Consider the following 21,795-nt stretch of genomic DNA (forward strand, 5'->3'; position numbering starts at 1 on the left):
CGACCGGAGGGAAGACTGGGCAGTCTGCCTCGTCCATGGCGAAGGTCAGAGCGCGATCCACTCCGTGGAGGTGGTGACAGCGTCGAGGATGTCGGGGATCGGGGTGACGCCGAGACCTGGCCCGGCGGGAACGTTCATGTAGCCCCCGGAAATGGTCAGGGGCGCGGTGATGTCCGTCTGGTAGAAGCGGTCCGAGGCCGAGATGTCACCGGGGAGGGTGAAGCCGGGCAGGGCGCCGAGCGCCGCGTTGGCCGCCCGCCCGAGCCCGGTCTCGACCATGCCGCCACACCACACGGCCAGCCCGTGGGCGGCTGCGAGGTCGTGGATGCGCACGGCTTCGAGGTATCCACCGACACGACCCGGCTTGATGTTGATGATCGAGCACGCGCCGACCGAGATGGCAGCCGCAGCCGTCTGCGCGGAGACTATCGACTCGTCGAGGCAGACCGGTGTCCGGATCAGCCGGGCCAGCTCGGCGTGGCCGAGCACGTCCTCCTCCTCGAGCGGTTGCTCGATGAGGAGCAGGTCGAAGTCATCCAGCTTGGCCAGGTGACGGGCATCACGCAAGGTGTATGCCGTGTTGGCGTCGACCTGCAGGAGCAGGTCGTCCCCGAAGCGCTCGCGGACGGCGCGCACGGGATCGACGTCCCAGCCGGGCTCGATCTTGAGCTTGATCCGGACATAACCGGCGTCGAGGTAGCCACCGACCACGTCGAGCAGCTCGGGGATGCTGTCGACGATGCCCACCGACACGCCCGAGGGCACGCGTTCGTGGACCGCCCCGAGCTCGCGCGCCCAGGACCGCCCGTCGGCCCGGAGCTCCGCATCGAGCACGGCCATCTCCAGCGCTGCCTTCGCCATGCGGTGGCCCTTGAACTTGTGGAGCACGGCGCTGACCGCATGCGCCCCGTGGCGACGGAGCTCTTCGGACGAGGCCGCCAGGGTCGGCAGGAAGAAGCGGCGCAGCACATCGCCGGTCGCGTCGACGTACTCCGAGGAGTAGAGCGGGTCCGACATGGCGACGCACTCACCCCAGCCCTCCCCGTCGGCGGTGACGGCGCGCAGCAGCAGGATGTCGCGCGCGGTCTGGGTGCCGAACGACGTCCGGAACGGCGACACCAGCGGCATCGCGACACGGCGCAGCTCGACGCCTTCCAGTTTCACACTCACGGCAGCGGGTCTCCTTCCGGCGGCAGAACGAGATAGCCCTGCTGCTTGTCGAAGCCGGCGACGTGGCCGCCGGCGTCCAGAGCGGTCTTGAGCTGGTCGCGCACCTTGGTGCGCCACACCCTCGCCTCCTCCGGGTCGGTGAGCCGCAGCGCGGAGACATCGCGTGGAACATGCACCCACGAGGCCGCAGCGCCGGCAGGCACAACGGCCCGGACGGGCGACCCCGCGCAGGCTCGCGCCACCTCGGGTGATGCGAGCGACCAGTGGACGAGGATCCGGTCGCTCTCGTTCCCGCGGTTGATCGCGTCGGTCATCGACCCATAGAAGTCGGGAAGGTACTCCGCGACCCGGGCCCCCAGCTTCGCCAGGTTGAAGTAGGCGTTGCGGGAGACCAGCGGGTCGTAGGTCCACTCCGTCAGCTCGATGCCAAGGTCCAGGCACCAGGCGCGCTGGTGCAGCTTGAGGGCGAACCCGACGTGGCGGCCGGCGACCGCATCCGTCACTCCGGCGATGTGGCTGTGCATCGCGTGTGCGGACGGCGCCGCGTGGAAACCCACGCACACGCCTACCGGACCGCCCTCGGGATGCTCGACGTCGAAGGCTCCAGCGACATAGCTCTCCGCCTTGACCATCGCTCGCAGCAGCTCGGCGCTCATCGGCGGCTTGTCGGGCGTACCCCAGATCCGGCCGAGGACGGCGGCAGCCTGCTGCAGGTCCTCAAGAGTGTGGAGCTCGCGCACCACGACACGCGACGCGGAGGCGGCAGCGGCATACGACTCCCACGGCTCAGTACTCATAGCGCGACCCCGCGTTCAGTGACCCCGACGGGGACAGCAGATCCTCGATCAGTGCCCGGAGCAGCTGTGTCCGGTCGGCCAGCCTGTCGACGAGCACGTGCTCGTCCTCGGCGTGGGCGCCCCCGCCGACCGCTCCGAGCCCGTCGAGGGTCGGCGTGCCGACCCCAGCGGTGAAGTTCCCGTCGGAGGCGCCGCCGACGGCCGCCCGCGTCAGCTCGGGAAGCCCGAGTCGTGCCGCGACCGCCTGCGCCCGCTCGAAGAGTGGCAGCGACGCCTTCTCCTCCAGCGGCGCCCGGTTGATGCCGCCACTGACGTGCACCTCGGCACCGTGCAGGGCCGGCCGTAGCGCGTGCAACGCGGCGTCGACGCGTTCCTGCTCCGCTGCCGTCCACGCCCGGACGTCGACCGCGAACCGGGCGTTGGCCGGCACCGTGTTGACAGTGGTACCTGCCGAGGATGCCGTGGGGGTCACGGTCGTGCCTGCTTCCGCGTCGCCCAGCTCCGCGACGGCCTGCACCTGGTATGCCATCTCGAGGGTCGCGTTGACCCCCTTCTGCGGCTCCAGCCCGGCGTGGGCCGCCCGGCCGACGATGTCGATCTCGTAGAGCGAGGTGCCCTTCCGGGCTGTCTTGAGCGCACCTCCGTCCGCCGAGGCCTCGAGGACGAGGACGGCCTCGACGCGGCGGGCCTCGTCCTCGATCAGTTCACGTGAGCTCGCCGAGCCGAGCTCCTCGTCGCCAGTCACCAGCAGCGTCACGCCGTCGCGCAGGCCAAGGTCCGCGATGGCGTGCAGGGCCATGACCAGCCCGGCCAGCATGTCGAAGCAGCCCGGCCCCCTCACCACCCCGTCGTCGACCGAGAACGGAGCGCGGGCGAGCGTGCCGAGCGGCCAGACCGTGTCGTGGTGCGCCAGCACCAGGACACGTCCCGGAGCCGTCGGGGAACCGAGCCGCCAGCGCAGGTGGTGCACGCCGTCGACCACGATGCGCTCCGGCGCGAGCCCGAGACGTTCCGTGCCGAGCCGCGCGACCAGGTCCGCCGAACGTTCGACCGCGGCGAGGTCGCTCGACGGCGACTCGCACTCGACGAGGTCGCGCAGGTCCGCGAGTAGCTCGTCGAGGGCAGGCGACGTTCGAGCACTATCGGCGAGCATCGTCATTCAGGCCTCTTCGGGGTGGCGCGGGCGCCGAAGTGGATGTAGGCCTCCCCGGTCGGCAGCGAGTAGAACCGGACCGGGTAGTAGGCCTCGCTCTTGTCGGGCTTGACCGCGAAGAGGGCCTCGCCGACAGCGATCAGCTCGTGCACCTCGGGCTCGGCGGCGCCTGACGCCTCGGCGACAGGGCCGGACACGGTCGTCCGCATCCAGGTCTTGCCGTCCTCCACGTAGACCTCCTCGACGACCGACTCACGCGCGTAGGTGCCAAGGTACGGCGTCGGGTCGACGTCGACCGGCTGGGCCGGGAGCTCGAATGGTGCGGGGAGATGCACATCGACCAGCGTCGCGAAGATCTCCTCGAACAGCTCCTGGTAGAGCGGGATCGCGCTGCCGACGTTGGTGTTGACGCAGACGGCGATGCCGGCCTCGGGCAGCAGCCGCAGGAACGCGGCCTGACCGATCGTGTTGCCGTCGTGGCCGATCGCGCGGTGGCCGTTCCAGTCGCACCGGAACCAGCCCAGCCCCCACGAGTCACCGAGCAGGATCTTCTCAGGGCACTCGGTCTGGTATGCGGCCATTGCCGCGACGCTGTCCTCGGACAGGATGCGCGTGCCGTCCTTTGCGACACCGCCGGTCAGGTGCATGCGGGCGAACGCGAGCACGTCCTCAGGCCGCGAGGTGATGAGCCCTGCCGGCCCGACCGAGCGTGGCAGGCCCCAGACCGGGGCAAGCTGCGGGTCGTCGCCGCCCTTGAGGTGGCCCATCGCGTGACCGAAGACCATCGCCTCCTCGGGCAGGGTCGTGGTGTGGGTCAGGCCGAGGGGGGTGAAAAGCCGCTCCTTCATCGCCTCGTCCCAGGTCTGTCCGGTGACGACCTCGATGATCCGGCCCAGCAGGGAGAATCCGGAGTTGCAGTACGACCAGGTCGCACCGATGGGGTGGTTCTGCGCCGCGTCGCCGAGCTGGTCGACGTACTTCTCGAGCGCGTCGTCACCGCGGCCGGTGTCGGTGAAGACGTCGCCGTCGATACCGCTGGTGTGGGTCAGCAGGTTCCAGACTGTGACCTTCTTGGTGACCTCCGTGTCGCGCAGCGCGAGCTCCGGGATGATCTCGACGACTGGGGTGTCCAGCGCGAACCTGCCCTCGTCGACCAGCTGCATGACGACGGTTGCGGTCCACACCTTGGAGACCGAGCCGATCTGGAAGACCGAGTCGGGCGTGGCGACCTGGCCGGTTCCGGCATGCAGGACGCCGGTCGCGGTCGTGAGGACCTCGTCCTCGGCGCCATCCGCACCTAGGCGCAGGATGCCGAGCTGGGCACCGGGGATGCCGTGCTTGTCCACGAGCGCGGCGAAGCGGGCTTCCCAGTGGGTGGGGTCGAGCTCGGGGCGGTTCGTGGTCATGCGCTGATCTCCTTCGTCGGGATGCCGTGGCCACCGGGGATGGCGGCCAGGAGCTGGCGGGTGTAGTCGTGCTGGGGGCGCCCGAGCACGTCGGTCGTGGGGCCGTGCTCGACGATCCGGCCGCCCTCGAGGACGGCCACCTGGCTGGCGACGTAGCGGACGACGGCCAGGTTGTGGGAGATGAAGAGCATCGAGAGCCCCAGCTCGCGCTGCATCTCCCGGACCAGGTTGAGCACGGCGCCCTGCACGGAGACGTCCAAGGCGGAGGTGATCTCGTCGGCGATGACCAGCCGGGGCCGGCCGGCGAGCGCCCGGGCGAGCGCGACGCGCTGCCGCTGACCGCCGGAGAGCTGTCCGGGCAGCTGTCCGGACCGGCCCGGGTCGAGGTGGACCAGCTCGAGAAGCCGCGCGATCTCGTCGCGACGGGCGTCGCGCGAGGGGCGCCCCGATGTGGGCCGGTAGAGCGCCTCGGCGATGCTCTCCCCGATGGTCATCCTCGGGTCCAGGGACGAGAACGGGTCCTGGAACACCATCTGGACCGGCCGGTGCCGGCCGCGCAGGCGGATCGGCTCACCGTCGAGCAGGATCCGCCCGCCATGTACGGGCGCGAGCCCAACGGCCGCCTTCGCGAGCGTGGACTTGCCCGACCCGGACTCACCGACCAGACCGACGATCTCGCCGTCCGGAACAGTCAGGCTCACCTCGTCGAGCACGGTGCTCGCACCGTAGCGGACCGTCACGTGGTCGAACGCGAGCGTGCTCAAACGCGGGCCTCCTCAGCCATCAGGACGTCGACAGGTTCCGTCGCGTGCCAGCACGCCACCCGCCTCCCGCTCGGGTCGGCCGTCAAGGACGGGTCCTGCTCGCGGCAGAGGTCGGTCGCGAGCGGGCAACGCGCGGCGTACGCGCAGCCGGTCGGAACCTGGGCCGGCTCGATCGGGTGGCCGGGGATGGTCGCCAGCGGGGCGTCGATGTCCGTGGTCATGTCCGGAACCGCGGCAACCAGCGCGCGGGTGTAGGGGTGGCGTGCCCGCGTGCGCAGGTCGGCCGTCGGAAGGTCCTCGACGACCCGGCCGGCATACATGACGAGCACCCGGTCGCAGACGTCGGCGACCACCGAGACGTCGTGGCTGATGAGGAGGAGAGCGGCCCCCTCTTCGCGGCGTACGTCCTGGAGCAGGGCCAGCACCTGGCTCTGGACCGTGACGTCGAGCGCGGTCGTCGGCTCGTCCGCGATGATGAGGCGCGGGCTGCCCATCAGGCCCATGCCGATCATCGCGCGCTGACGCATGCCGCCCGAGAACTCGTAGGGGTACTGGCGGGCCCGGCGCTCGGGGTCGCGGACACGGACGGCCCGCAGGCGGTCGACGGCGCGGTCGGACGCCTCCTTGCGGTCGAGTCCCTGGTGGTACCTGCCGACCTCGGCCAGCTGGGAGCCAATCCGCATCGTCGGGTTGAACGAGGTCATGGGGTCCTGGAAGACCACGGCGAGGGATGTGCCGAGGAGCTTGTCGTGGTTCTGACCTTCTGCGGCCCCGAGCAGGTCGGTCCCGCAGAAGGTGAGGTGCCGGGCGTCGACACGTCCCGGCTCCTCGACCAGCCGGGCGATCGACAACGCCGTCAGGGACTTGCCGGATCCCGACTCGCCCACGACGCCGACAGCCTCGCCGGCGGCGATGCCGAACGAGACGCCACGCACCGGGCGGACCGGGCCGTCCACGCCTGGGAAGGAGACGCGGAGGTCGCGCACGTCGAGCACCAGGTCGCGGTCGGCCTCGTCGTCGTGGTCGAGGGCGGTCGCGGGCGTCTCACCGGTCGGCACCTTCAGCATGCCGGCGCCGGTCACCGCGGAGATCCCGAACACCCCGGCGATCGCCTCGCCGGTGAGGTTGAAGGCGAGACCGGCGATGACCACCATGAGGCCCGGCGCGAGCGCGGCGAGCGGGTGGACGTAGATGCCGCTCAGGCCGTCCTGCATCAGGCGGCCCCAGTCGTAATCCGGCGCCTGGACGCCGAGTCCGAGGAAGGACAGCCCGGCGAAGCTCAGCAGGATGGCGCCGGCGGTGACTGTCACGTTCACGACGAGCGGCTCCGCGACGTTGGGCAGCACGTGCCGGGCCACGATCCGGAAGCGGTTGACTCCCGCGATACGCGCCGCGGCGACGTACTCGAGCCCGGCGACACCGGCGACGAGCGTCTGGCACAGGCGGGCGAGACCGGGAGCGACCGCGAGACCGATCGCCAGCACCGCACCCCTTGCACCGATGCCGAAGATGACGGCGAAGACGAGGACGAGAAGCAGTCCCGGGAACGCCACGAAGACGTTGACGAACGCTGTGACGAGCCGTCCGAGCCGCCCCCCGAGCAGCAGCGGCGCGGTGCCGAGAACGAGTCCGATCACCGTTCCGAGCGCGGTCGCGGCCACGGTCAGCATCAGCGAGAGTCGCGTGGCCACCAGGACCCGAAAGAACAGGTCGCGGCCCAGGTTGTCGGTGCCGAACCAGTGCTGCGCCGAGGGGCCGGCCAGCAGGTTCTCGGTGTCCACGGCACTGGCCTTGTCGCCCCAGAGGATCGGGGCGAAGACGGCCAGGAGCACGATGAAGGCGAGCAGACCCAGCCCGACGATGCCGACCGGGGTCTTGAGGATCCGGGACCAACGCTGGGACATCACTACAGCTCACCGATCGTGGAACGAGGGTCGAGCACGGCGAGCGCGACGTCGACCAGAGTGTTGATGACGAGCACACCGAACCCGTAGACGAGCACGGTGCCCTGCACGACCGGGTAGTCCTTGGTCACGATCGACTGCACGATCGTGCTGCCCAGGCCGGGCCAAGCGAAGACGTTCTCGACCAGCACCGTGCCGGCGATCATCGAGGCCAGCAGCATGCCGCCGAGGGTGAGTGTCGCCGTGACGGCATTGGGCAGCGCGTGCCTCAGGTGGATGCGCAGGGCGGGCAGCCGCTTCGCCCGGGCCGTGCGAACGTAGTCGGTCTCCAGCACCGCGAGCATCTCCACACGGACGATGCGGGACAGGACCGCTGCCGTACCGAGGGCCAGGGCAAGCACCGGCAGGACGTACGACGATGCGTCGGTACGACCTGCGACCGGGAACCACGCGAGGTTGACCGCGAAGACAGCGACGAGGGCGACGCCCACGAGAAAGTCCGGGATCGAGCCGAGCACGACGGTGCTGCCGGCGAACGCCAGCTCCGTACGGCGGCGCCGCCCGCGCCTGGTCGCGACCGCGACCGCCACGCCGAGCGGAACGGCGACCGCGATCGCGACGACGAACGCGAGGACCGCCAGGGATGCGGTCGCCGGGAGCCGCTGGGCGATCGTCTCCGAGACCGGGAGCTGGGTCGTGATCGACTCACCCAGGTCGCCGTGGAGCAGGTTGCCAAGGTAGTGCACGTACTGCGTGAGCAACGGGTCGTCGAGACCGAGCGCTTGCCGTTGGGCCTCGACCAGCTCGGTCGGTGCCGTCATCCCGAGTGCTGCCCGGACCGGGTCGCCCGGGACCAGGTGGATCATGAGGAACGACACGGTGACCAGGACCCACACCGACACCAGCAGCCGCCCCGTACGTCGAAGCGCGAAGCGTGTCCACCGCCCGTGCAGCCGACCCTGCGACGTCGGGACGGGCCGGGGCGGAGCAGCCGCCGGTGTCAGTGTTGCCATGTTCGGTCAACCCCCGATCAGCCGAGCATCCGGATGCTGGTGGGCACCACACTGCCGAGGACGTCGATCTCGGCGCCCTTGGCGAAGAACGGCAGCAGGCTGTTGGCGAACAGAACCACGTCGTTGGCCTTGAACAGCGCAGCCTCGGCATCCAGCCAGTCCGGGCAGCTGTCGGCGCCGACCTTGCCCATCGCCTTCTTCACGCTCGCGTCATAGTCCGCGTTGGTGATGACGGACATGTTGTTGCCGCCGTCCTTCACGCCGGGGCCTGAGAAGAAGGGGACACCCTGCTCGGGCGTGTTGATGTTGAGCGGCTCCCAGGAGATGTCCCAGTCGCCGGTGCCGAACATCGCGTTGACCACGCCGGTCTCGTCGAGCTGCTTGGCCTTGACGTTGACGCCGATCTTCTTCCACGCGTCCACCGCGAGCTCCGCCGCGGCGCTGCCGCCGGAGCCGAGCGAGGAGTCGTAGATGAATGAGAGCGACAGCGGCTTCCCGGCCTTGGCGCGCATGCCGTCGGCGCCCTTGACCCAACCGGCGGCCTCGAGCGCCGACTCGGCGGCGGCCACGTTCGGGCCGAGCTCGGAGCCCTCGAGCGACGATCCGGTGCAGCCCGCCGGCGCGACGACGGCGAGCTGGGTCGCCGGGCCGCCACGGTCGGAGGTGATCACCTTCTGCAGCTGGGCCAGGTCCAGCGCCTGCGTCAGGGCCTCCCGAACCGCCGGGTCGGAAGTGGCGTGTGCCGTGTCGTGGTTGTACCACTGCTCGCCGACGATCGCTTTGGCGTCGTCGTGGTCGAGCTTGGCCGCCTCGAGGCGGCTGGCGTCGGGCCCGTGGATGGCCGCGGCGTTGAGCGCGCCGGACAGGAGCTGGTTGGCGGCCGTGGTCTCGTTGGGCACGATCTTGACCTGGATGGTCGCGGGCATGCCAGTCGTGGCGGTCGTGGCGCCAGCCGGGCCCCAGGTGTAGCCCTTGCGGATCGCGTAGGTGTAGTGGTCCCCGGGTACGGCCTCCTTGAGGGTGTAGGGACCTGTGCCGTCGGTGCCAGCCTTGAGCGAGGCGCGGTCCTTCATGCCGGAGTCGCAGACCATCGGCAGGTTCGCGAATGAGTCCAGCACGAAGGGCGACGCGGAGGCGAGCGTGACCGTGAGGGTGCTGCCCGTGGCCTTGGCCGTGGCACCGGCCGGCACGAACACGCCGAGGAACGGGCTCTTGTTCTTCGGGTCCTCGACGTAGCTGATGTTGTTCGCGGCGGTCTGCGCAGTGAACGGCTTGCCATCCGCGCAGGTGACGCCGGAGGCGATCTCGAAGGTCACCGTCGTGCCGTTCACCGACCACTTGGACGCGAGGCCGGAGGTGACCTGCCCCTTGGCGTCGACCGAGACAAGGCTGTCGTAGGCGAACTTGCTGACCTGGAAGAGCGGGCTCGACGCGCTGCCCTGAGGGTCGAGTGCCCCCGGGTCGGCGGAGAGCGCCAGCGTGAATGTCTTGCCGTCGACGTACTTGCTGCCGCTCGAGCCGTCGTCGGATCCACCGCAGGCGGTGAGGCCGACGGCGGCCACGGAGACGGAGAGCGCCAGGATGACGCTCGAGCGGACAGGCCTCATGGGCATTCCTCTTTCATCAGGTTTGGGCGGTGCGATGGGGGTGTGCTGGGACGGCTCGACCGGTACCGCGTCACTCGACGCGTGAGACCACACGTCCGTAGTGGACGTACTTCGCCTGGTCGGCGCCGGACGAGCTCGTCACCGAGCCGATGAAGGCGAAGACGACGTGGATGCCGTGATAGGCCTCGACCGTGATGAGGCTGTCGTCGGCGAGGTGGACGAGCTCGAAGCGGATCGGCCTCTCACCGATCTCCGCGTGAATGTCCTTGGGTTGGCGGTCAAGCCAGACCCTGCCGTCCGCGTCCTGGCTGACGGTGATGTCGTAGATGGTGTCGGCGTAGCGACCCACGTAGCGGCTGACGTCAACCTGCTGGGGGGCTGCTGGGGGGGTCGGACGGGCCGGCAGCTCTATGCCGGTGAGCCGGGTGAGCAGCGCCGCGACCACGTCGTTGAAGAGGCCGAAGACGTCGCCGCCGTTGGTGAGCATCGCGATCGCGACGCCCGCCTCGGGGACCACCCGCAGAAAGGCGGCCTGGCCGATCGTGCCGCCGTCGTGGGCGACAACGGTGCCCTGCGGCGCGTCGAACAGCTCCCAGCCAAGGCCCCAGGCGTCGCCCATGCCCGCGAGGCGGGGCAGGTCGACCTCGCGGGTCTGCATCGCCTGCACCGAAGCGGCGCTGAGCACGCGGGTGCCGTCGGGCGCGACGCCGCCGTCCAGGTGCATCCGCACGAAACCGAGCAGGTCGGAGGGGGTCATCGCCAGCATCGACCCCGCGGGAGCGTTCGAGCGCGCCAGCGCCCAGGAGGTCGCCGGCTCCAGCTCGCCGTCATCCCCGACGATGTGACCTGTGGCGGCCCGGTGCCGGATCGCCTCGTAAGGGCTCGGGCTGACGCGCTGGAGACCGAGGGGCTGCACGATCCGCTCGAGGAGCACGTCGTCGTACGGCATGCCCCGGAGAACCTCGATGAGGCGTCCGAGCACGACGAACGCCGTGTTGTTGTAGGAGAAGGTCTCGCCGGGCGCGAAGAGCTGGGGGAGGTCGGTGAGCGTGGCGACGTACTTCTCGATGGCGTCCTCACCGCGACCAGTGTCGGTGAAGATATCGCCCTCGAAGCCGGCGGTGTGCGTGAGGAGGTGCCGCGTGGTGAGCGCCTTGGCGGCCTCGATGTCTCCGATGACCAGCTCGGGGAGGTAGTCGAGCAGCGGCTCGTCGAGGTCGAGTAGCCCGTCGTCGACCAGCTGCAGGACGAGCGTCGTGGTCCAGATCTTCGTGATGGAGCCGATCTGGAAGACGGTCGCAGAGTCGACCGGCACCTGAGTGGCGAGGCTCGTGACGCCACTGGCGGCGGTGGCGACCTCGCCCCCCGACAGCACGGCGATCGTCGCTCCCGGGACACCGTGCTCCTCGACGAGCCGTGCAAAGCTCTCTGCGAGCCACGCCGCGGCGGTCTGCGGCGCGTTGCCCATCGGGCTCTCCAGCGTTGTCATGGCGGTCACCGTAAGTGGATCGACCACGGGAGTGTTCGTCCGATCGGACAGCACTGTCGCCCCGCGTTTGTCCGATCCTCCAATGAGGCTGGCGCCGGGTCGGTGTTTGCTGGGGGTGTGCTGATTCTCCGCGGCGGGCGCGTGATCGACCCGCGCTCCGTGACCGAACAGGTAGCCGACGTGGCGGTGGACGGCGGCACGGTGGTTGCTGTCGCCCCGTCCCTGCCGACCGAGCGGGCAACCGTCATCGACGTGACCGGCCTCGTTGTCGGGCCGGGCTTCGTGGACCTGCACAGCCACGTGCATTCCATCGCGGGGCAGCGGCTTCAGGCTCTCGACGGCGTCACGGCCACGCTCGACCTCGAGGCCGGGCTGATGCCGGTCGAGACGGCATACGTACGGGCAGCCGCCGACGGACGGCTCCTGCACTACGGCTTCTCGGCCTCCTGGGGCGACGCACGTGCCGCGGTGCACCTGGGAGCGACGCCGTCGGCCGACCTCCACGCGTCGCTCACGATGCTCGGCGATCCGGCGTGGCAGCGCTCGTCCTCGCCGTCCGAACGCAGGGCCTGGCTGCGGCTGCTCGAGTCCGAGCTCGAGGCCGGAGCGCTCGGCATCGGGGTTCTGTTGGGCTACGCCCCGCGGACCGACCCCGACGAGTTCCTGGACGTCGCCCGGCTCGCAGCGCGGACCGGCACCGCGACCTTCACCCACGTCCGCGAGATCATCGAGGCCGACCCGACCACACCGATCGACGGCTCGCACGAGATTGTCCGGGCCGCCGCCGAAACCGGTGCGTCGATGCACCACTGCCACGTCAACAGCACCTCCCGCCGTCACGTCGACCGGGTGCTGGGCCTGCTCGACACTGCTCGGAGCAACGGCTCGCAGGTGACCGTCGAGGCCTACCCGTACGGCGCCGGCAGCACGGCGATCGGCGCCTACTTCCTCGCCCCCGAGCGGCTCGACGCGTGGGGTCTACAGCCGTCGTCGCTCACGCTCGTCGCGAGCGGCGAGCGGATCGCCTCGGTCGCCCGGCTGGCCGAGCTGCGCGCGACCGATCCCGGCGCCGTCTGCGTCGTCTCCTTCCTCGACGAGCAGAGACACGAGGACGCGGCGCTGCTCCAGCGAGCACTTGCCTTCCCGGACTCGATCGTCGCGAGCGATGCCATGCACGTGGAGTGGCCCGACGGTTCGACGGACAGCCGCGAATGGCCGCTTCCCGAGGGGGGACAGACGCACCCGCGCACGGCCGGCACGTTCTCCCGCTCGCTGCGACGGATGGTCGTCGAGACCGGTGCATGGTCGTGGGCGGAGGCCTTTCGGCGCTGCTCCTACCTGCCCGCGCAGGTGGTCGCCGGCTTCGCTCCCGCCGCGCGGACCAAGGGCTGGCTCGGCGTCGGCGCGGATGCCGATCTGGTGGTCATCGATCCTGCCACCATCAGTGACAACGCGACCTACATCGACCCGACGCGGCCCTCCGTGGGCGTACGCCACCTGCTTGTCGACGGGAACTTCGTCGTGCGCGACGGCGCGCTGGACGCCGACGCCTTCCCGGGCCGTCCGATCCGCGCCGCACTCGGCTGAACGCGCCCGACGGACGTGGATCGCGTCCGGCTCGTGGACATCGCGGCAAGCGTCGCCACCTGTTCAGGACCTGGCCTGAGCCGACTCGCACCCCTCCCCCACGATTCCCGGGACACGAGCGGCAGGTCGGCGATGAAGGCCTCGGCGGTCCTGCGGCGGAGCGGTCAGCGCTGTGCGGTCGCCCCTTACGAGCGGGCCACGACGAAGCGCTGCCCTGCGTAGTTCCCTAGGCTTGAGGAGCCCTCAAGGATCGGATTCTGGGCTCCTTCGATTGCGCCCGACCCACCAGGCCGGGTCAGTCCCATGCGGGTCACCGCCGGCTCTTCCTTCGCCAGGCTCTCCCTGCGTGTCGGGTGCGCGCGCTGGCACCAACCGAAAGAGATCGGCGGGGGGATCGGAAACGGAGGCCGAGGGCGGCTTGCCCGGGCATGATGTGCCAAGGGGGCAGCGCCGCGATGGCCTGACCGGCGCGGTTCCCACGGGAGGACAGAGGGAGCGTGGCGTCAGAGACGACGGGTTCGAGCACGGAGCGGGCGACGTCGGGATCGTCGAACAGGCCCCGAGACACGCTGCTGACGTTCCTGTTCACGGACGTCGAGAGCAGCACCCGCCTGTGGGAGGAGAACCCCCCGGTGATGCGGTCGGCCCTCGCGCAGCACGACGCCATCCTCCGGTCGGCGATCGCGGATTCACATGGCGATGTCGTCAAGACGACCGGCGACGGCCTCATGGCCGCGTTCGCCGCACCGGACGACGCCGTTGCGGCGGCGGTCGCCGCGCAGCGCGGTCTGATCTCGCACGCGTGGCCGGACGGGAACGTCATTCGGGTCCGGATGGGGATTCACACCGGCGAGGTCGAGGCGCGCGGCGGAGACTACTTCGGGCCCGTGGTCAACCGCACGGCCCGGATCATGTCGGCCGGCCACGGCGGCCAGGTCCTGCTGTCGGAGGCTACGGCCGAGCTCCTCGCGGGCCGTCTCGCGGATGGAACCACGCTCCGCGACCTCGGCGAACGCCGGCTGAAGGACCTTGGACGGCCACAGCGTCTCTTCCAGCTCAACACTCCTGGCCTGCCGGCCGAGTTCCCTCCGCTCTCGACCCTCGACCTGCGGCCTAACAACCTCCCGACCGACACCTCGGCGTTCGTCGGCCGCGACGCGGAGCTGAGGGCGATCCGGGAGCGTCTCGACGACGCCGAGATCCGGCTGGTCACGCTCACCGGCCCGGGCGGTAGCGGCAAGACACGGCTCGCCATCCGCGCCGCCGCCGAGCAGATAGACCGGTTCAGCGACGGCGTCTACTTTGTCGACCTCGTCACGGCAACGGGCAGCGACGCCGTCCTCGCCTTGGTAGCAACCGCGCTCGATCTCGCCGACGCGGCGGAGCGCTCGCCGCTCGACGAGCTTCGCCGTCAGCTCCGGGGGCAGCGGGTCTTGCTCGTTCTCGACAACTTCGAGCAGGTGACCGTCGCCGCGCCGACGCTCGTCGGGCTGCTCTCCGACTGTCCCGCGCTGAAGCTGCTGGTGACGAGCCGGCAAGCGCTGCGAGTGCGGGGCGAGCACGTCGTCTCGGTGCCCCCGATGTCGCTCCCCGAGGCGTCCGCGGTGCCCGTGGCCTCGGCCGACGAGCTCAGCCGGTTCGAAGCGGTCCAGCTGTTCGTCGATCGGGCCCGTGGGGTCCGGTCCAGTTTCCGGCTGACGGACGACAACGCCGCCGCAGTCGCCGAGATCTGCCGCCGGCTCGACGGCCTGCCACTCGCCATCGAGCTCGCCACGGCGCGCCTCAACCTGTTCTCTGCGGAAGCGCTTCGGGACAGGCTGGCCGGAAGCCTGAAGGCACTGGGGAGCGGCGCCCGCGACCTGCCGGAGCGCCAGCAGACGCTTCGCGCCACAATCGAATGGAGCTACCGGCTCCTGACACCCGTCGAGCAGCGGGTCTTCGAGCTCCTTTCGGTTTTCGCGAGTGCATCGGTGGAGGCAGTCGAAGCGGTGGCGTCGGGCCTGGACGATGGTGCGGGCCGAGAACTCGACGCCGTCGACGGTCTCGGCTCGCTCATCGACAAGAGCCTCGTCCGCCAGCTGGACACAGCCGACGGCGTCGACATGCCGCGCGTCGTCTTGCTCGAGACCATCAAGGAGTACGCAACGGCCCAGCTCGATGCCCAGCCGGACTTCGCGCAAGCGGTTCGGGAGCGCCACGCCCGGTACTTCACGAACCTCGCCACCGAAGCCGACACCGGGGCTGTCGTGGACGAGCTCGACAACCTCCGGATCGCTTGGAAGCACGCCGTCACGCGGAGGGACCGCTCCAGACTCGACGCCTTGCGCGAAGCACTCTGGCCCGTCTACGAGGCGCGCGGCTGGTACCACGCGACGATCCAGCTGACGGACGACCTCCTCGCCATCGAGACGTCGGCTCCTGCGGACCGTGATGACTGGCAGAAGCGGCTGAGCCTGCTCACGAGCCGGGCCAAGGCGCTGACCTTGTTGCGCGGCTACTCCGCCGAAGGCGAGCAGGCTTACGGCGAAGCACTGGCGCTCGTGAAGGAGCATGGCGAGGTCCCGCAGCTCTTTCCGGTGCTGGCCAGTCTCGCCAGCTTCCACGGCTTCCGTGGCGAGGTTGACAAGGCCATCGAGTACGCGCAAGAGATCCTGCGGCTGGACGATGATCAGGACGACGTAGGCATGCAGGTCAGCGGCTACACGCTGCTCGGGGCGAACACTGGGTTCGCCGGGGACCTCCAGGCGGGACTCGGCTACCTCGACCAGGCGATCTCGGCGTCCGCGAGCGGCGGCTACCAGTCGCGGCGGCTGCGGCTCGGGCTGGATCCCCGCGTGTCATGCCTGACCACGTCGGGCTTCTTCCTGTGGCTGCTCGGCCATCCGGATCGCGCGGTCGAGCGGGCCGAACGGGCGATCGCGCTCGCGACGGATATCGACCACCCGTACTCGCTGGCGTACGCCTACTACCACGCTGGGTTCCTGCACCTGTGGCGACGAGAGCCGGACATCGTCCAGACCTTGGCGCAGGGCGCATGGGACGTGGCCAGGACGAGCGAGCTGCCGCTATGGCGAGCCCTGTCCATGTGTCTGCAAGGTGCGGCGACGAGCGGGCTCGGTCGGCCCGAGGAAGGCCTCCGCCAGATTGTGGCTGGCATCGATCGCTACCAGGGCCTGCGAACGCCGCCCGTGTTCTGGCCGATGCTCCGATTCATGCAGGCGCAGGCCCAGGTCGAGTACGGCGCGCCCAACCCAGGGTTCCCGCTGATCGACGAGGCGCTCTTGGTGGGAGGCGCCGACGGCATCCTAGGGCCGCTGTTCCACATCGTGCGTGGGGATCTTTTGTTGCTCGGCCCTGACGCGTCAGCGGCCGCCGCGACCCAGTCGTACCAGCGCGCGTATGAGCTTTCGTTGACCCATGGCGAGCGGATGACCCAGCTCCGAGCGGCCGCTCGGCTCGTCCGCCTCGCACGCGATGCGGACCGAGAGCGGTGGGTCGATGAGCTGGAGGCGGTCCATGCGACCTTCTCGGAGGGCCTTGAGACACCAGATCTCGTGGAGGCCTCCGAGCTCCTCACGAGGTGAGTTCCTCGGTTGGAAGCAGAGCCCGCGGGGCCACCTCTGGCTGGCCGCGGCCCGGTCGAGGGGCGGCACGTGGTGGGACGTGTCCCGAACAGCATGTGCCACCCGAGCGGCTCAGCGAAAGGCGGACTCGCCCGTGAGCGCCTGGCCAATCACCAGCGTGTGCATCTCGACGGTGCCCTCGTAGGTGAGGACCGACTCGAGGTTGTTCATGTGGCGGATCACGGGGTACTCCAGCGAAATCCCGTTGGCGCCCAGGATGGTTCGCGCCGTGCGGCAGATGTCGAGTGCCTCGCGGACGTTGTTGAGCTTGCCCAGGCTGACTTGCTCCGGTCGCAGGGTGCCGGCGTCCTTGCGGCGACCGAGGTGCAGCGCAAGGAGCTGGCCCTTGACGAGCTCGAGCGCCATGTCGGCGAGCTTCTGCTGGGTCATCTGGAAGGCGGCGATCGGCCGGCCGAACTGCGCTCGCCCGATCGCGTAGCGTCGGGCGGCATCCAGGGAGGACCGCGCGGCACCGAGAGCGCCCCAGACGATGCCGTACCGCGCCTCGTTGAGGCACGAGAGCGGGCCCTTGAGCCCATGTACCTCCGGCAACGCCGCCCCGGAGGGCAGCCGGACCCCATCCAGCACGAGCTCACTCGTCACCGAGGCGCGGAGGGACAGCTTGTGCTTGATGAGAGGGGCCGAGAAGCCGGGCGTGTCTGTCGGGACGACGAATCCGCGGATACCCTCGTCGGTCCGCGCCCACACGACGGCGACGTCGGCGACCGACCCATTGGTGATCCACATCTTCCGGCCGTCGAGCACCCAGTCGTCACCGTCGCGCCTGGCCCGCGTCCGCATCGAGCCGGGGTCCGACCCGTGGTCCGGCTCGGTCAGCCCGAAGCAACCGATCGCCTCCCCCGCCGCCATGCGCGGAAGCCACTCCAGCTTCTGCTCCTCGGTGCCGAAGCGGTGGATCGCGTACATCGCCAGGGAGCCCTGTACCGACACGAGCGACCGGATGCCCGAGTCCGACGCCTCGAGCTCGAGACACGCCAGACCGTAGTCGACTGCGCTCATCCCGGCGCAGCCGTAGCCGTCAAGGTGCATCCCGAGCAGGCCGAGGCTGCCCAGATCCTGAGCGAGCCCACGGATGTCCGCGATCTCACCGCGCTCGAACCAGTCCGCGACGTAGGGCTCGACGAGCTTGTCGCACAGCTGCCGAACGGACGACCGGACGGCCTTCTCGTCGTCGGTCAGCAGGTCGTCGATGCCGGCGAGGTCCATGGGGTCGATCGGGGCGAGCCGGTGCTGGGGTGAGGTCACGGTCTGACTCCTCGGGTATGCCGGGTGGCTGGCTGGGTGAGCCAGCCCCGGACCTTGTCGTTGTGCTCCCCCAGTCCTGGAGGGCTGGTCGGTCGGCGAAGGGTGCTGCGCGAGTAGGTGATCGGGTGGCGCACCTGTCGCGGGCGGTCGGGGCCGACGTCCACGGTCGGCGCGAGCCCGAGGCTGTCGGCGAGGCCGATGGCCGACCCGACGTCGCCGACCTGTCCGGCCGGGACCCCGGCGTCGACAAGCGACTTGACCCACACCGCGGCGTCTTCGGTGCGCAGCACCTCTTCGAGGGCTGCCGCGAGAGCCGCACGGTTCGCGACGCGCGATCCGTTGCTCGAGAAGCGTGCGTCGTCGGCGAGAGTCGGCCTGCCGAGCACCGTTGCGAGCCTTCGGAACTGGCCATCGTTGCCGCACGCGACAGCGACCACGCCGTCGCGGCAGTGCAACGTCTCGTAGGGCGCGATGGAGGGATGCATGTTGCCCATCCGCGTCGGGCTGACGCCGGTTGCGAGAAAGCCGCTCGCCTGGTTCGCGAGAGAGCCGAGCAGGCTCGACAGAAGGTTGACCTCGACGTGCTGCCCGCGTCCGGATCGAGTCCGGTGGGCGAGCGCTGCGAGGATGCCGATGACGGCGTCCTTGCCGGTGAGGACGTCGACGACGGCGACCCCCGCCTTCATGGGCTCACCGTCGGCGTCCCCCGTGATGCTCATGAGGCCCCCGACGGCCTGGACGAGGAAGTCGTAACCCGGCAGCGCTGCGCCTGCCCCGCTCCCGAACCCCGTGATCGAGCAGTAGATGATCCCGGGATTGTCGACGCTGACGTCGTCGTAGCCGAGGCCGCGACCCTCGAGGAAGCCGCTGGCGTGGTTCTCGACGAGGATGTCGGCTCGCCGGGCCAGCTCGCGCGCCAGCGCAAGGTCGTCGGGGTCCTTGAGGTCGAGCTCGAGGCTCTCCTTCGAGCGGTTCGCACACTCGAAGTAGGAGGAGGACCGGCTCGTCCACGGCGGCCCCCAATGGCGGGTGTCGTCCCCGACGTGGGGACGCTCGACCTTCACGACGTCGGCGCCGAGGTCGGCGAGCATCGTCGTCGCCAGCGGGCCGGCGAGCACCCGGCTGAAGTCGGCGACGACAAGCCCATCGAGCGGGGCCGTCACGGCGCCGGCTCCATGACTCCGTCGACCCGGCGCGGCAGGCTCCACGGGTTCGCCTCCCGCAGCGCAACGGGCAGGGCTACGTCGGGCACGCCCTGATAGGCGACCGGTCGGGTGAACCTGTCCAGGGCCGCCGCGCCCACGGAGGTGTGTGCCGCGGACGTCGTTGCGGGCCAGGGCCCCCCGTGGTGCTGGGCCCATGTCCATGCCACCCCGGTCGGCCATTCGTCGACGATCACCCGCCCGACCCGCGGTGCGAGCGCCGCGACGGTGGCAGCCGTGTCTGGGTCGTCCGCACTTCCGGTCATGACACTGCCGGCGAGCGCACCCTGCAGCTGGCCGAGCACGATCTCCAGCTCGGTCGCGTCGGCATACTCTGCCACCAGCGCAACCGGCCCGAAGCACTCCTCGAGGAGACGGCTGCTGCGGCGGAGCTGCCCCGACGACACGGCCAGCACGGTGGCCGGAGCAGCCCACCCCGCGCCCGGGCGCATGGTCTGGGCGACGACCTTGGCGCCGGCGGCGACGAGATCGCGCACGCCGGTTCGCGCCTCCCGGGCGATCTGCTCCGTGAGCAGCCAGCCGCCGTCGCGTGCGAGAAGTGCCTGGCCCACCGCCTTCGCCGCGCCCGAACCGGCAGGCGCGAGAAGGAGGCCGGGCTTCGTGCAGAACTGACCCATGCCGAGCGTGAAGGAGCCGACGAAGCCGGCCGCCAACGCGTCCATGGACTCGGCAGCTGCGGGGGTGACGATGACAGGGTTGACGGTCCCCATCTCGGCGTAGACGGGGACCACGACCTCGCGCTCGTTCGCAAGACGCCAGAGCGCGAGGCCGCCGCGCTGCGAGCCGGTGAATGCCACCGCGCGGGTATGCGGCGAGGTGACCAGCGCCGTGCCGGCGTCGAGGCCGGAGACCACGCCGAACGTGCCGGCGGGGGCTCCTGCTGTCTCCAGAGCGGCGGCTGCCAGGTCGGCGAGCCGCAAGGACAGCGCGGGGTGCGCCGGATGCGCCTTGGCGACCACAGGACATCCCACCGCAAGCGCCGAAGCCGTGTCGTTGCCCAGCACGCCGAAGGCGAAGGGAAAGTTGCTCGCCCCGAAGACGGCCACCGGGCCTAGCGGCTGCCGCACACGGGAGAGGACCGTTCCGTCTCCGATGCGGTCGATGCAGACGCCCAACCACGACCCCTCCTCCGCGACGGCAGCATAGAACCTGAGCTGGGCTGCGGCGCGGGCGATCTCAGTTGTAAGCCGAGCGTGACCAAGGGCAGTCTCGCGGTCGGCGAGCGCAACGAGCTCCGCTGCCGCGTCGGGGAGTTCGAGCGCGTCTGCGACGGCCCGAAGCCAGCGGGCCCGGCTGGTCGGTGCAGTCGCGGCGACGGCGGCCGACGCTGCCGCACACGCAGACAGACGGGCTTGGACCTCGTCCCCCGGTGTGTCCGCGACCTCGTCGCACGGCTCGCCGGTGCGCGGGTCGTAGCCCACGGTTGCCGTCACGTGAGGTCACGCACCCCGCGCTCGAGGACCTCGAGTGCGTCGTCGAGGAGCGCGGGCTCGATGCCGAGCGGCGGCAGCATCCGGATGACGTTGCCGTGCGTCCCGCACACGAGCACGAGGACTCCTTCGGCGTGGCAGTGCGCGGCGACGGCCTTGGCCGCTGCTGGGTTCGGGACGGTCGTCCCGGGCTGGACGAGCTCGATGGCGAGCATCGCGCCCCGCCCGCGGGCTTCACCGACAGCGGGAGCGACCTCGGCGAGCCGGCGTAGCCGAGGAAGTACGAGCGCCTCGACCTGCGCGGCACGCTCGACCAGCCCTTCCCGCTCGATGACGTCGAGGGCAGCGAGGGCCGCGGCGCACGCGACGGGGTTGCCGGCATACGTGCCTCCGAGCCCGCCGGGCGCCACCGCGTCCATGATCTCGGCCCGGCCGGTCACGGCCGAGAGCGGCATCCCGCCACCCAGGGCCTTGGCCGTGGTGATGAGGTCGGGGACGAGCCCTTCGTGCTCGCACGCGAACATCGCCCCGGTGCGCCCGAAGCCGGTCTGGATCTCGTCTGCGACGAAGAGGATGCCCTGTTGACGGGCGAACTCGGCCACTCCCGGCAGGAAGCCGGGGGCGGGGACGATGAACCCGCCTTCCCCCTGGATCGGCTCCGCCACGATGGCGGCCACGTTCTCGGCCCCGATCTGGGTCAGGATCATCTCCGTGAGCCTGGCCAGCGCCTCCTCGGCGCACCGATCCGGGCCTCCGGGCCACCGGTACGGGTAGGCCGACGGGGCGCGGTAGACCTCCGGGGCGTACGGTCCGAAGCCGGCCTTGTACGGCACGTGCTTGGCCGTCATCGACATCGTCATCAGCGTCCGGCCGTGGTACGCGTGGTCGAGGACGACCACCGCCGGGCGACCCGTGGCGGCTCGCGCGATCTTGACGGCGTTCTCCACGGCCTCGGCGCCGGTGGTGAACAGCGCGGTTCGCTTCTCGTGGTCGCCCGGCGTGAGGCGGTTGAGCGCGGCGGCGACGTCGACGAAGCCGGAGTACTCGGTGACCATGAAGCAGGTGTGGGTGAAACGGGCTGCCTGTTCGGCCACGGCTGCCGCGACCGCCGGGTGGGCGGCGCCGACACTGGTGACGGCGATGCCCGACGCGAGGTCGATGAGCTGGTTGCCGTCGACGTCGACGAGGATGCCACCCGCCGCCCGCTCGACGAAGACGGGCAACGCGACACCAAAGCCGCGCGGGAGCTCGGCCTCCCGTTCCCTATGTAGCGCAAGGGATCTCGGGCCGGGTACAGCCGTCTGCACGAGGCGGCGCTGGACCACGTCGTCCAGGGGCGGTCGGGTGAGCATCTCGGTCATGG

The 21,795-nt window shown here is 70.4% G+C and carries 15 protein-coding genes; 2 read left to right on the top strand and 13 right to left on the bottom strand.

What is annotated here, in order from left to right; genetic code table 11:
- Positions 1-45: 45 nt before the first annotated feature.
- The 9 genes from menC to ACWEOW_RS07355 all read right to left on the bottom strand — a co-directional run bounded on the left by menC (position 46) and on the right by ACWEOW_RS07355 (position 11,303).
- Complete coding sequence (gene menC, locus ACWEOW_RS07315; RefSeq protein WP_452268712.1) at positions 46-1,164, bottom strand: o-succinylbenzoate synthase; 1,119 nt, start codon at positions 1,162-1,164, stop codon at positions 46-48.
- Positions 1,165-1,166: 2 nt separating this feature from the next.
- A complete protein-coding gene (locus ACWEOW_RS07320) occupies positions 1,167-1,967 on the bottom strand; it encodes a GNAT family N-acetyltransferase (RefSeq protein ID WP_452268516.1) in 801 nt (266 codons plus the stop codon).
- The gene (locus ACWEOW_RS07325; protein WP_452268517.1) at positions 1,957-3,126 is read right to left on the bottom strand and encodes a M20 family metallopeptidase; all 1,170 of its coding nucleotides are present in this window, start codon (positions 3,124-3,126) and stop codon (positions 1,957-1,959) included. Before ACWEOW_RS07325 ends, ACWEOW_RS07320 begins: the two co-directional genes overlap by 11 nt.
- Complete coding sequence (locus ACWEOW_RS07330; RefSeq protein WP_452268518.1) at positions 3,123-4,526, bottom strand: serine hydrolase domain-containing protein; 1,404 nt, start codon at positions 4,524-4,526, stop codon at positions 3,123-3,125. The genes ACWEOW_RS07325 and ACWEOW_RS07330 overlap by 4 nt, the downstream gene beginning before the upstream one ends.
- Positions 4,523-5,290 carry an ABC transporter ATP-binding protein gene (locus ACWEOW_RS07335; protein WP_452268519.1) on the bottom strand — a complete coding sequence of 256 codons (768 nt, stop codon included), beginning with the start codon at positions 5,288-5,290 and terminating at the stop codon, positions 4,523-4,525. Before ACWEOW_RS07335 ends, ACWEOW_RS07330 begins: the two co-directional genes overlap by 4 nt.
- On the bottom strand, positions 5,287-7,194 hold the full coding sequence (locus ACWEOW_RS07340; RefSeq protein WP_452268520.1) for a dipeptide/oligopeptide/nickel ABC transporter permease/ATP-binding protein: 1,908 nt from the start codon (positions 7,192-7,194) through the stop codon (positions 5,287-5,289). The genes ACWEOW_RS07335 and ACWEOW_RS07340 overlap by 4 nt, the downstream gene beginning before the upstream one ends.
- 2 nt (positions 7,195-7,196) lie before the next feature.
- Positions 7,197-8,207 (bottom strand): ABC transporter permease, encoded by a 1,011-nt coding sequence (locus ACWEOW_RS07345; protein WP_452268521.1) that lies wholly within the window; start codon positions 8,205-8,207, stop codon positions 7,197-7,199.
- Positions 8,208-8,224: 17 nt separating this feature from the next.
- Positions 8,225-9,814, bottom strand: a complete 1,590-nt coding sequence (locus ACWEOW_RS07350; RefSeq protein ID WP_452268522.1) for an ABC transporter substrate-binding protein — start codon at positions 9,812-9,814, stop codon at positions 8,225-8,227.
- 70 nt (positions 9,815-9,884) lie between these two features.
- On the bottom strand, positions 9,885-11,303 hold the full coding sequence (locus tag ACWEOW_RS07355) for a serine hydrolase domain-containing protein (RefSeq protein ID WP_452268523.1): 1,419 nt from the start codon (positions 11,301-11,303) through the stop codon (positions 9,885-9,887).
- Positions 11,304-11,420: 117 nt separating this feature from the next.
- On the opposite strand from ACWEOW_RS07355, the gene ACWEOW_RS07360 reads away from it, so the two are divergent.
- Positions 11,421-12,890 (top strand): amidohydrolase family protein, encoded by a 1,470-nt coding sequence (locus ACWEOW_RS07360; RefSeq protein ID WP_452268524.1) that lies wholly within the window; start codon positions 11,421-11,423, stop codon positions 12,888-12,890.
- A 497-nt stretch (positions 12,891-13,387) separates the two neighbouring features.
- On the top strand, positions 13,388-16,474 hold the full coding sequence (locus tag ACWEOW_RS07365; RefSeq protein WP_452268525.1) for an adenylate/guanylate cyclase domain-containing protein: 3,087 nt from the start codon (positions 13,388-13,390) through the stop codon (positions 16,472-16,474).
- 111 nt (positions 16,475-16,585) lie between these two features.
- Here ACWEOW_RS07365 and ACWEOW_RS07370 read toward each other — a convergent pair whose 3' ends face one another.
- The 4 genes from ACWEOW_RS07370 to gabT are packed head-to-tail and all read right to left on the bottom strand — an operon-like array spanning position 16,586 to position 21,793.
- A complete protein-coding gene (locus ACWEOW_RS07370; RefSeq protein WP_452268713.1) occupies positions 16,586-17,740 on the bottom strand; it encodes an acyl-CoA dehydrogenase family protein in 1,155 nt (384 codons plus the stop codon).
- Positions 17,741-17,775: 35 nt separating this feature from the next.
- Positions 17,776-18,942 carry a CaiB/BaiF CoA transferase family protein gene (locus ACWEOW_RS07375; protein ID WP_452268526.1) on the bottom strand — a complete coding sequence of 389 codons (1,167 nt, stop codon included), beginning with the start codon at positions 18,940-18,942 and terminating at the stop codon, positions 17,776-17,778.
- Complete coding sequence (locus tag ACWEOW_RS07380) at positions 18,939-20,435, bottom strand: aldehyde dehydrogenase family protein (RefSeq protein ID WP_452268527.1); 1,497 nt, start codon at positions 20,433-20,435, stop codon at positions 18,939-18,941. Before ACWEOW_RS07380 ends, ACWEOW_RS07375 begins: the two co-directional genes overlap by 4 nt.
- A complete protein-coding gene (gene gabT, locus ACWEOW_RS07385) occupies positions 20,432-21,793 on the bottom strand; it encodes a 4-aminobutyrate--2-oxoglutarate transaminase (protein WP_452268528.1) in 1,362 nt (453 codons plus the stop codon). Before gabT ends, ACWEOW_RS07380 begins: the two co-directional genes overlap by 4 nt.
- Between the last annotated feature and the right edge of the window lie 2 nt (positions 21,794-21,795).

This window comes from Monashia sp. NPDC004114, from assembly GCF_053603855.1.